This window comes from Prevotella sp. C0209C1 (assembly GCF_056583855.1).
The window spans coordinates 51,268-63,035 of sequence record NZ_JBWPJP010000007.1 but is presented as its reverse complement, the minus strand read 5'-3'; the positions used below and the strand labels follow the sequence as shown (position 1 = coordinate 63,035).

8 protein-coding genes are annotated in these 11,768 nt (G+C 38.9%); all 8 read left to right on the top strand.

Features of this window, described 5'->3' with window-relative positions:
* Window positions 1–21 precede the first annotated feature (21 nt).
* The 8 genes from AC1DCD_RS03200 (at window position 22) to AC1DCD_RS03165 (ending at window position 11,752) form a co-directional block, all read left to right on the top strand.
* Window positions 22–717, top strand: coding sequence for a 5'-methylthioadenosine/adenosylhomocysteine nucleosidase (locus AC1DCD_RS03200; protein WP_019035587.1), 696 nt, complete (start codon window positions 22–24; stop codon window positions 715–717).
* A 15-nt stretch (window positions 718–732) separates the two neighbouring features.
* Window positions 733–1,212: an S-ribosylhomocysteine lyase gene (locus AC1DCD_RS03195; RefSeq protein ID WP_464640348.1), complete on the top strand. Its 480-nt coding sequence runs from the start codon at window positions 733–735 to the stop codon at window positions 1,210–1,212.
* 117 nt (window positions 1,213–1,329) lie between these two features.
* Entirely contained in the window at window positions 1,330–2,154 is an 825-nt protein-coding gene (locus tag AC1DCD_RS03190; RefSeq protein ID WP_024992626.1) for an outer membrane protein assembly factor BamD, read from the top strand.
* A 29-nt stretch (window positions 2,155–2,183) separates the two neighbouring features.
* A complete protein-coding gene (locus AC1DCD_RS03185) occupies window positions 2,184–2,525 on the top strand; it encodes a DNA-directed RNA polymerase subunit omega (RefSeq protein ID WP_008449253.1) in 342 nt (113 codons plus the stop codon).
* A 3-nt stretch (window positions 2,526–2,528) separates the two neighbouring features.
* A complete protein-coding gene (locus AC1DCD_RS03180) occupies window positions 2,529–2,981 on the top strand; it encodes a DUF4293 domain-containing protein (RefSeq protein ID WP_008449279.1) in 453 nt (150 codons plus the stop codon).
* A 217-nt stretch (window positions 2,982–3,198) separates the two neighbouring features.
* On the top strand, window positions 3,199–4,896 hold the full coding sequence (gene ettA / locus AC1DCD_RS03175; RefSeq protein ID WP_464640350.1) for an energy-dependent translational throttle protein EttA: 1,698 nt from the start codon (window positions 3,199–3,201) through the stop codon (window positions 4,894–4,896).
* Between the two features lie 178 nt (window positions 4,897–5,074).
* Entirely contained in the window at window positions 5,075–6,484 is a 1,410-nt protein-coding gene (locus tag AC1DCD_RS03170; protein ID WP_464640352.1) for a threonine/serine exporter family protein, read from the top strand.
* A gap of 147 nt (window positions 6,485–6,631) precedes the next feature.
* Window positions 6,632–11,752 (top strand): translocation/assembly module TamB domain-containing protein, encoded by a 5,121-nt coding sequence (locus tag AC1DCD_RS03165; protein WP_464640354.1) that lies wholly within the window; start codon window positions 6,632–6,634, stop codon window positions 11,750–11,752.
* Window positions 11,753–11,768 lie beyond the last annotated feature (16 nt).

Here is an 11,768-nt window from a genome sequence, read left to right as displayed (position 1 = left end):
TCTTTTTCGTATCTTTGCATTATGAAAATAGGAATTATTGTTGCTATGGATAAAGAGCTGACACAGCTCAAAGCCATTCTCAGTAGCATTCAAACGGAGCGTTTTAATAATAAAGACTTTATAATAGGAGCTCTTAATGATAAAAAAATCATTTTACAGCAATGTGGAATAGGAAAGGTTAATTCTGCTGTAGGCACAGTAGAAATGATAAATAATTATCACCCAGATTTGATTATCTCAAGTGGCTGTGCTGGTGGGGTTGATGTCTCTTTAGAGGTTGCACAAGTGGTAGTTGCAAAAGAGTGTGTTTACCATGATGCTTATTGTGGTGATGAGCAGCTCTTTGGACAGATAATGGGAATGCCTGCCCGTTTTAAAACGAGTCAGGAGTATATTGACAAGGCTTTAGCATTAAATGATATTAAGGGCAAAATACCTACTATAAAGGCAGGGCTTACAGTGAGTGGCGAATGGTTTGTAAACACGAAAGATAAAATGCAAAGCATAATTAATCATTTTCCTGACGCAAAAGCTGTAGACATGGAAAGCTGTTCTATTGCTCAGGTGTGTTATATATATGGTATACCCTTTGTTTCGTTTCGTGTTATAAGCGATATTCCTTTGAAAGATACGAACGCTTCTCAGTATTTCAACTTTTGGGAAAAGATAGCAGAAGGTAGCTTTGAGGTAACAAAACATTTCTTGAACATTCTTTAAAGTAAAAATAAGAAAATGGATAAAATATCTTCTTTTACTATAAATCATCTTGCTCTAAAGCGTGGCATTTACGTTAGCAGGAAGGATTATATAGGTAGTGAGGTTATCACTACTTTTGATATTCGTATGAAAGAGCCTAATCGTGAGCCTACATTGCATGTAGAGTCTATACACACGATAGAACATCTTGCAGCTACTTTTTTGCGTAATGATGAAAAGTGGAAGGATAGGGTAATATATTGGGGGCCTATGGGTTGTTTGACTGGCAACTATCTTATCCTTAAAGGCGACCTTGATTCGGCTGATATTGTCGACCTAATGCGTCGTACATTTACTTTTATTGCCAATTTTGAGGGAGAAATACCCGGTGCTACACCACGCGATTGTGGCAACTATTTAATGAATAATCTGCCCATAGCAAGGTGGGAGGCTAAGAAGTTTTTAACAGAAGTGTTAGATAACATAAGCCAGGAAAATCTTATCTATCCACAATAAAAATGGAATAATGTGCAAGAAAAACAATATAATAAAGGTGTAATATATATAAAAAGCAAATCTAACTTCTTGCATATTAGCAGAATAATACTTATCTTTGCATCACAAATTGTAAATATGAAGAAAAGCATTATTTTATCATTTTGTGTGGCACTTATTTTTTGCAGCTGTGCCCACGAATATAATGTAGTATATAAGAGTGCAGACCCAGAATATAAGTACGAGTTTGCTAAAGAGTTATTTGTTAAAGGTAAGTTTGCAAGTGTTATTCCTCTTTTGCAAGATTTGGTAGTTACGCTAAAAGGTACAGAGAATGGTCAGGAAAGCTTATATATGTTAGCAAAGGCAGAATATGGCATGAAGGACTATGATGCAGCTTCAGAAATATTTAAAAAATATTATCAGAGCTATCCTAAGGGGATATATGCAGAGATGGCACAGTTTAACATTGGGCAATGTTTGTATGAAAATGCTCCAGAGCCGAGGTTAGATCAGACACCTACCATTGCGGCAATACAGGCTTTTCAGGACTATTTAGATCTTTTCCCAGATGGTAAGATGAAAGAAAAGGCGCAAGAGCGAATGTTTGAGCTTCAAGACAAATTAGTAAAAAAAGAATATTTGAATGCAAAGCTTTATTATAATCTTGGTTCTTACTTTGGTAATTGTACAAGTGGAGGCAATAATTATGAGGCTTGTGTTATAACGGCTCAAAACGCTATAAATGATTATCCTTATAGTAATCTGCGTGAGGAGTTTGCCATATTAATAATGAAGAGCAAGTTTGAGCTGGCGCATATGAGTGTAGATGCTAAAAAGCTACAACGTTTTCAAGATGCAGAAGATGAGTGTTATGGATTTATCAATCAGTTTCCCGACTCTAAGGAGCGTCATACTGCGGAAGAATATATAAAAAAATGTAAGCAGGTTACAAAAGATTAAAGCGATTATAAAATATTATATTTACAAGAATGGATTACAGGAAGTCAAAAGCACCGTCAAACACGGTAACAAGAGATGTACAAGAGCTTTGGAAAGATACCGACAATATCTACGAAAGTGTCGCTATTATTGCAAAGCGTGCTAATCAGATATCAGTAGAGATAAAGCAAGATTTAAACAAGAAATTAGCTGAATTTGCTTCATATAATGATTCTTTAGAAGAAGTTTTTGAGAATCGTGAGCAGATAGAGATTAGCCGTTATTATGAGAAGCTTCCAAAGCCTACTTTGCTTGCAACGGAAGAGTTTCTTAATAATAGCATTTATTGGCGCGATCCTTCTAAAGATGTAAAAGGAGAATACGAAGATTAAATCATGATTCAGCGAAAGCAAACTATTTTCTTATTGTTAGCTATCATTGCTATACTTGCATGTATGGCTATGCCTATTGCGCATATAGAGGCTAAGGCGATGGCAGCTAACCAAGAGGTGTATAACCTATGGATACAACATTCTAACGGTGATAAAGAGTATAGCGTATGGGCTTTATTTGGGCTTTTAGTAATAAGCTGCCCTATAAATCTTTTTGCAATATTCGATTTTCGTAACCGCAAGCGTCAGAGCCGTTTGTGTGTTTTCTCTATGTTGTTGATGTTGGGTTGGTATATTGTTTATGGGGTATTTAGCCAGATGTTAACAGCTTTAGGCAGCTTTAATGTAAAGTTTGCGGCTTGTCTGCCTTTAATATCTCTTATATTGCTATTTATGGCTCGTAAGGCTATATTAGCCGATGAGGCATTAGTAAGAGCTGCTGACAGAATAAGATAATAAAAAGTATATTCACCTTATAATATATTAGATATGAGAGAGTGAGCAAAGATTATTATTTTGCTTGCCCTCTTATTATTTTTTTATATGCCAAAGGTGTTTATAAGTACTTTGTTTAGAGCGTGAAGAAAGGAAGAGATGATGTTGCTTTTACCTTGTTCTGCTTTTAATAAAAAACTTTTGTGTAAATATAAAACTTATAAAATAAAAACAAAACATGGCTACAGTAGACGACAAGAAGATTATCTTCTCAATGGTGGGAGTATCTAAGATTATACCACAAAACCAAAAACAAATATTAAAGAATATATATCTTTCTTTTTTTTATGGTGCTAAAATAGGTATTATTGGCTTAAATGGGGCAGGAAAATCTACCCTTATGAAGATTATTGCAGGCATAGAACAGCCCACACTTGGAGATGTAGTGTGGAGTCAGGGTTATAGCGTAGGCTATTTAGAGCAAGATCCACCTCTTGATGAGGGAAAGACTGTTAAGGAAAATGTCATGGAAGGTGTACAGCATATATATGATGCTTTAAAGGAATATGATGAAATAAATGAGAAGTTTGCCTTAGAGGAATATTATAGCGATCCTGAAAAGATGGACAAACTGATGCAGCGGCAAGCAGAGGTGCAAGACGTTATTGATGCTACTGATGCTTGGAATATAGATTCTAAACTTGAGCGTGCTATGGACGCTTTACGTTGTCCTATGGGAGATAAGTCGGTTAGTAACCTTTCAGGGGGTGAACGTCGTCGTGTAGCATTATGCCGCTTGCTTCTTCAAAAGCCAGATGTTTTGTTACTCGATGAGCCTACTAACCATTTAGATGCCGAAAGTATAGACTGGTTAGAACAACATCTTCAGCAGTATGAGGGAACTGTTATTGCTGTTACTCACGATCGTTATTTCCTTGATGATGTGAGCCAGTGGATATTAGAGCTCGACCGTGGCGAGGGCATTCCTTGGAAGGGTAACTATTCGTCATGGCTTAAGCAGAAAACTCAACGTATGGCTCAAGAAGAAAAGAGTGCTTCTAAGCGTCGTAAGACGTTAGAGCGTGAGTTAGAATGGGTGCGTATGGCTCCAAAAGCCCGACAAGCAAAAGGTAAGGCTCGTCTTAAATCGTACGATCAGATGCTTAATCAGGAACAGAAAGAGCGAGAAGAGAAATTAGAAATATATATACCTAATGGTCCTCGTTTGGGTAATAAGGTTATTGAGGCTCAACATGTACAAAAAGCCTTCGATGATAAGGTGCTCTTTAAGGATCTTAATTTTAGTTTGCCTCCTAACGGTATAGTAGGGGTTATAGGGCCTAATGGGGCAGGGAAGACAACCCTTTTCCGTCTTATCATGGGTTTAGAGCAGGCAGATAGTGGAACCTTTGAAGTGGGCGAAACGGTTAAAATATCTTATGTAGATCAGCAACATAAGGATATTGATCCTAATAAGAGTGTTTATGATGTAGTAGCACAAGGTAACGAAACCTTCCGTATGGGAGGCAGGGATATTAATTCGCGTGCTTATCTCTCACGTTTTAATTTTTCAGGCACTGACCAAAGTAAGCTTTGTGGGGTACTTTCTGGAGGAGAGCGTAATCGTTTACAGCTTGCCCTTGCTTTAAAACAAGAAGGAAACGTTTTGCTTTTAGATGAGCCTACTAACGATATTGATGTAAACACATTACGTGCGTTAGAAGAAGGATTAGAAAACTTTGCAGGTTGTGCGGTTGTCATTAGTCACGACCGTTGGTTTTTAGATCGTATCTGTACGCATATTTTGTCTTTTGAGGGTAACGGCGAAGTGGTGTTCTTTGAAGGTGATTACTCTGAATATGAGATAAATAAAGCTCGACGTTTAGGTAATGAGGAGATAAAAAAAGGGCGTTATCGCAAGCTTATGGAAGATTAAAAAGGCAAGTATATAAAAAAAGATAATATTGTTTCGCTTTAGTATAATTAGTATAAAAACTTTATTTGCATATATGAAATACTATGGGATATGGGCATGATAAGTAAATAACAATGGCTCATATCCCAATTATTTTTTATACCTTTGCAGGCAAATTCCACAATTATTTTTAGTTTTAATGGATAATACTACATCTGCTATTCAGGTTAGCACATTGCGCAAGAAGATAGATCTTTTATTGCGAACAGGACAACTATTAATGGAGAGTGCAGCCGACACAAGTCGGGTTAAGCGTAATATGGAACGTGCTGCGGCTTTCTTAGGATTACCAAAAGAGAACACTCATATTTACGTCAATTATGATATGCTTCAGGTAAATATAAGTGATGAGGGGCATAGCTTTTCTAAAATGCAGCGATGTAATAAGCATGTTATAAATATGCTTATTATCCAAGACATTTCAAAGCTTACATGGAAAGCTATTCAGTACGATTATAGTATAGATCAGTATGCCGATGAGCTGGAAAAGATAGCCCATGGCAGGCATTATTATTCCGAATGGGTGATAGCTATCTGTGCAGGTTTTGCCTGTGGTGGCTTTAGCATTCAGTTTGGTGCCGACTGGACGGGCTTCTTTTATGCTTCTATAGCTGCTATTTTAGGTAATCGTTTTCGTATGTATCTTAATAGTATAGGGTCTAATGTGTATGCTAACTTTGCTGTAGGAGCTTTTGTCTCAACCATTGTTGCATGGTTGTCGTCTTACCTCTCTATGCCTATAGTGCAAGATGCTTTACCCTCTGGTGTGGCACATATACTGTTATCTTCAACGCCTTTTAGGCCGCTCTTAGCTTGTAGCTTATGGATAGTGCCGGGTGTGCCACTTATTAATGCTGTTAATGATATGCTCGACAACTATTTAGAAAACGGCTTGATACGTGCTGCAAACACTGCGCTTATGATAACAGCTTTAGCCTTTGGTATTGTGCTTGCTATTAAGTGTGGTAGTATAGACAATTTTGTAAAAGATCTCTCTTTAGTGCCTCATCATAACTTTTACGAATATGCTGCTGCTGCTGCTATCTCAGCAATGGGGTTTGCTACTATATATAATATTCCTTATCGCTTAATGCCATGGATAGCTGTAGGTGGTATTATCTGTGTATGCTCACGAAATTTTATCAACTTAGGTCCAAGTACTAATAATGTAGGTTTAGGTATGGGGCTTGTTTTTGGGTCGCTGTGTGGCTCGGCTCTAATATCTATTATAAATATTAAGGCTGTTCATTGGTTTCATACCCCTCATCAGTGTATTACCATTCCTGCTGTGATACCTATTATCCCGGGTGTGTTAATGTATCGTGCTCTTTATGGCTTTTTTGAGATGCAGGGTGTGGTAGGAGAAGTTACAGTAGCTATGCATAATGCCATTAACGGCACTTTGGTGCTTATATGTATAGCTCTTGGAGTGGCTATACCTAACATCTTTGCACGTAAATGGATAGCTCCTAAGCGTAAGGAAAAGTTACAACGCCTCATTAAAGAGAGAAAAGAACGAGGCAAGTTTGTAGATTTACAAGAAATTTAGTTATCTCTCCTCATAGCCATTGCCTTATATATAAAAAGGTAATGGCTTTTTTTTAAGGAAAAGTTATCAATAAATGTGCTTTTTTTTTGAAACAGATAAAAAAATATTTATATTTGTTTTATATTTAGAAAATCCTTGTAAACGCTTATGAAAAAAGGACTAAAGGTTATGATAGCCATTGTGCTGACGCCTGTTATTACTTTCTTGTTATTACTATTACTACTTTATATACCGCCAGTGCAGAATTGGGCTGTAAAAAAAGTGGCTGCTCACATTTCTGAAACTACTAACATGACCGTTAGCTTAAAACACGTAAGGCTTAGCTTCCCGTTAGATTTGCAGCTGGATAGCCTTCTCTTGACTCAGCCTAACCTATCTATAAAAAACAAGATAGATACCATTGCTGATATGCAACAACTTATAGCAAAGGTACAGCTTATGCCGCTCATAGATGGCAAGGTAGAGGTAGATGAGCTTACCTTTAAAAAGCTAAAAGCTAATACTGCTAATTTCATAGGCGACCTTCGCATTCGTGGAGATATAGACAGGTTACACTTAATAAGTCATAATATAGATATTAAGGACGAGGCGTTAAAGCTCAATAGGGCAGACATACGAGGCGGCTGGTTAGATATAGCCTTGGGCGATACTATACCTAAGGACACTACTAAAAAAAAGACGCTTTGGAAAATTAAGATAGATAAAATAAATATAGACAAAACCCGTTTTGCGCTGCACCTTCCCGGCGACTCTTTGCAGCTAAAGGCACAGTTCGATAAAGTTGAGGCTCTACAAACACAGCTCCTTTTACATGACGACATATATAAAATAGGTCAGTTCGACTGGAATGGTGGAGCTTTTTCGTATGTTTTGCCTTATAAGAAGGCAAAACAAAAAGGGTTTGATGCTAACCACTTACATATAAAAGACATAAACATAGGGCTAAGCTCTTTTATATTTTCTAAGGAATGTCTAAAGTTTGCAGTGCGTGCTGCCAATATGAGGGAAGGCAGTGGGCTTAATATAAACGAGCTTTCTGGTGCTTTTGCTTATAATAATAAGGCTATAAATCTGTCAGACTTCCATATTAAGCTGCCTACTTCTATGCTAAACGGACGCTTGGCAATGGATCTAAATGCTTTCGATGCTATTAATCCGGGCAGGCTTACTACAGCTTTAGAAGGGTATGTTACTAAGGCTGATCTTAAGCCTTTCCTTTATGCTATGCCTCGAAGCGTATATAAAAGTCTGCCTGCTGCTCCTTTAAAAATGAGTGGCACCGTGGTGGGCAACTTACAACACATCTCTTTTAGCAAGTTGCGAATAGCCATGTTAGGACACTTTGATTTTTCAGGCTCGGGCAATATAGCCAACATAGTTGGTAAACAGCCCTTTTATAGCAATTTTAGTGTTAAGGGTAATGCAGCTAATCTCTACTTTATAAGAGATATAATGCCTAAAAGTATAGCAAAAACTCTTCTTCTACCGCGTAATATTGGTGTTAACGGGCATCTTACTCTTGGCAAAAATTACTATGCCGGTAATATGTTTCTCTCGCAGGGAGGCGGAACGGTAAAGGCTCTTTTTGCTTATAACATACATGCTAACAGCTATAAAGCAAACATAAAAGCACGCCAATTTCCCTTACACCATTTTCTGCCTACAATGGGGCTTAGCCGTTTCTCCGGTGCTCTGATGGCTTATGGCAGGGGAACGGACGTGATGAGTCGAAGCTCATATAGCACAGTTGCCATGAACATAGCACAGCTAAGATATGATAAATATACCTTAGATGGTTTTCGTGGTAAGATAAGTAAGCACGGCAATAAGCTCTTTGCAGCTATTAACAGTACTAACAAGATGATAGGAGGGCGGTTTACTTACAAAGGTAATGTGTCTTCAAAGCTCATAGACGGGCATATAAAAGGCCACCTTACACGCATAGACCTACACTCGTTAGGAGTTATGAAAGAGCGTTATGTCTTATCGGGGTGGACAGATGCTCATGTAAGTTCTAACATGAAGGATAAGCATTTCTTTAAAGGCACGCTTCACACTCTTAAGATTACTGACGAAAGCAAGCGAGGCAAACAATTACTCTTAACGGACAATCTTCTTGCTATGATTGATGTAGCGGGAAAGCGTATGCAAGCAAAGCTGCAAGGCCACATCGTAGATGCTAACCTAAAAGGCCTTAACATAACCAAGAAGGCTTACCATATAGGCACAAGGGCTAATATTCTTTATACCCAAAGTAGTGCTAATAGCCATAACGTAACGGGCAAGGTGAGCGATTTTGCTCTTACAGAACATCGTGATAAAAACGTTATACCGCTGCTAAAGGGCTCTTTTGACATGAGCCTATCTATGAAAGGCAAGCATATAGGGGGCAGCTTGGAGGGTAATCTTTCTCATGCAGACCTCTATGAAGTGGGCGTTGTAGATAAGCCTTTACGTGCAAGCGGAGAGCTAAACATATCCTTTGCTACGAATGGGGGTGATGAGCTTAAAGCTAAGGGCTTATTGGGCAAAGTTGTTATAGACGAAAAGAGCAAGCAATATACCACAGGCGATGTGTTAATAGACATAGCAAGCAAGCAAAACAGCTTTACGGCAAAGGTAGATGGCGGCGACTTCCATTTATATACTACTATGGATAAGGGCTTGTTACAACTGGGTAAGAACGCTGATGCCCTCTCTCGGGCTATTGCTAAGCAGATAAAGGATAAGCATATAGACCAGCAGGCACTGCTTAAGCTCTTGCCGCGTGGCATCTTACAGCTCAAGTCTGGAAGCTCAAACCTCTTTAGAGAGCTTCTGTCAAGCAAAGGTTATAGCTTTGCACATACTGATGTTAGCTTAATGTCTTCTCCCAGTAGAGGGTTAGATGGCGTTATAAAAATAGACTCTTTAGTATGCGATAGTATGCAAATGGATAAGGTTAACATAGAGCTAAAGAGCACCGATGGCAAGATAGGATATAACGCATGGGTTGCTAATAGCCCTAAAAACAACTATCCTTACACAGCTTTCTTTGATGGAGCGTTATATGAAGGTGGCATAAAGACCCACTCTGCCATTCTTGACGAGAAAGGACGTGTAGGTATAGATATAGGGTTGCAGCTTGCTATGGCAGAGAATGGTTTGCGTTTTAACATCATATCAAAACAAGCTATAGTGGGATATAAAACCTTTAATGTAAACCCTTTAAACTATATCTATATAGGACGAGATAAGCGCGTATCTGCTAACCTCGATTTTGTGGCTAAAGACGGCACTGGTCTTAAGGTACGCACCGACGACGATGATGAAGCCTCGCTGCAAAACCTCACACTCTCTGTGCATAAGTTTGAGTTAGGCTATCTCTTTAGGTTAATACCTTTCATGCCAAACCTTTCAGGAGAGTTAGACGGCGATTACCACATTATACAAACACCTACACAGGTAAGCGTGTCGAGCGATATGGGCATAAAAAACTTTGTTTATGAAAACAGTCCTATAGGCAACGTAGGCTTACAAATGGTATATATGCCAAAAGGGGATAAAAGCCATTACATAGACGCTATAATAAGTAAGGACGATGTAGAAGTGGGTACGCTTAATGGTACTTACGACAGCGCAGGCGAGGGCTGCCTTAACGCTGTTTTAAGTATGAACAAGTTCCCCTTAAGCTATGTTAATGGTTTTATACCTGAAAAGATAGTGGGTTTATATGGTGAAGGCGACGGCTCTCTTACCGTGCAAGGCAAGCTAAGCAGTCTTGACATAACAGGTAAGGTATATGCTCATGGGGCTTATCTAAGGAGCGATCCCTATGGTATAAAGATGCGCTTTGGTGAGAAACCTTTGGTTATAGAGGATAGCAAAATAGCTCTTACCGACTTTAAGGTGTATGACAACAATAACAATCCCTTAACGCTTAACGGCACATTAGACATCTCAAACACTAACAATATGATGCTTAATGTGGCTCTTCGTGCTCAAAACTTCCAGCTTATCAATGCTAAGGAGAACCCACGCTCAGAAGCCTATGGTAAAGCTATAGTAGATTTTATGGGAAGTGTGAGGGGAGAGGTAAGCAATCTTCACCTATCTGGCATACTTAACGTGCTTGGTAGCACCGATATGAACTATATTGTTAAAGATCAAAGCCTAATGAGCGATACAAAGCTGCAAGACTTGGTGAAGTTCGCTAACTTTAAAGATACTACCACTAAGGTGATACCACGCGGCGATCTCAAAGGATTCTCTATGGACTTACACATGAACATAGACGAGCAAGCACGTATAAAAACTATCCTTAACCCCGAACATACTAACTACATAGACATGATAGGAGGGGGAAACCTCAACCTTAGCTACGACCCCGTTAATGGCGTGCAGCTACGTGGACGATATACACTAAACAGTGGTAAGATGAAATATACTATGGACGTAATACCTCTGCGCACCTTTTACATAAGGCAAGGAAGCTATGTAAACTTTACAGGCGACCCTATGCTGCCTACGCTAAACATAGAGGCTACCGAAAACGTACGTGCTAATGTGTCTACGGGGACAGGAAGCGGCAGGTTAGTAGACTTTCTTTGTGGGGTGAAACTTACCAAGCAATTTCCCAAACCAAGCATAGAGTTTATCATAGAAGCACCAGAGGACCAGGAGATGACTAACTCGCTGAAGACAAAATCGGTGGAGGAACGCTCTAAGCTGGCTGTTACTATGTTAGCCTCAGGATTATATTTCGATGGAGATAATATCTCTAATGCTAACAATGCCATGAGTGGAGCTTTGGCAAGTTTCCTACAAACGCAAGTAAACTCTATCACCGGGCGAGCTTTAAACTCTATGGGGTTAGACCTTTCGGCTAACTTAGAAACGGCTGCCGATGTAAACGGGGCTTTACATACCGATTATACTTTTAAGTTTTCTAAACGGCTATGGAACAACAGACTTAAAATAATATTAGGCGGACGTGTGTCTACAGGCTCTGCCTTAGCACGCGAAAACGGAGCTTACTTTGACAATTTCTCCATAGAATATCGCCTTAACAGGAACGAAACAAAATATCTTAAGCTCTATTACGAACGTGAAGCATACGACTGGCTGGAAGGTAATCTGAGCGAATATGGTATAGGTTTTCTTTGGAGACGTAAGATCAGCAGGTTTTGGGACATATTAAGACTAAGGAAAGATACCGGCTCCTTGCCAAAGCCTGTTATAGCAGATACCATACCTGATATTATAAAATATCCTCCTTTAAAATTTTAAAACTACTCTTTTCACA

Coding starts and splice junctions, on each gene's coding strand:
- AC1DCD_RS03200 (WP_019035587.1), top strand. CDS start 22: ATGAAAATAGGAATTATTGTTGCTATGGATAAAGAGCTGACACAGCTC.
- AC1DCD_RS03195 (WP_464640348.1), top strand. CDS start 733: ATGGATAAAATATCTTCTTTTACTATAAATCATCTTGCTCTAAAGCGT.
- AC1DCD_RS03190 (WP_024992626.1), top strand. CDS start 1,330: ATGAAGAAAAGCATTATTTTATCATTTTGTGTGGCACTTATTTTTTGC.
- AC1DCD_RS03185 (WP_008449253.1), top strand. CDS start 2,184: ATGGATTACAGGAAGTCAAAAGCACCGTCAAACACGGTAACAAGAGAT.
- AC1DCD_RS03180 (WP_008449279.1), top strand. CDS start 2,529: ATGATTCAGCGAAAGCAAACTATTTTCTTATTGTTAGCTATCATTGCT.
- ettA (WP_464640350.1), top strand. CDS start 3,199: ATGGCTACAGTAGACGACAAGAAGATTATCTTCTCAATGGTGGGAGTA.
- AC1DCD_RS03170 (WP_464640352.1), top strand. CDS start 5,075: ATGGATAATACTACATCTGCTATTCAGGTTAGCACATTGCGCAAGAAG.
- AC1DCD_RS03165 (WP_464640354.1), top strand. CDS start 6,632: ATGAAAAAAGGACTAAAGGTTATGATAGCCATTGTGCTGACGCCTGTT.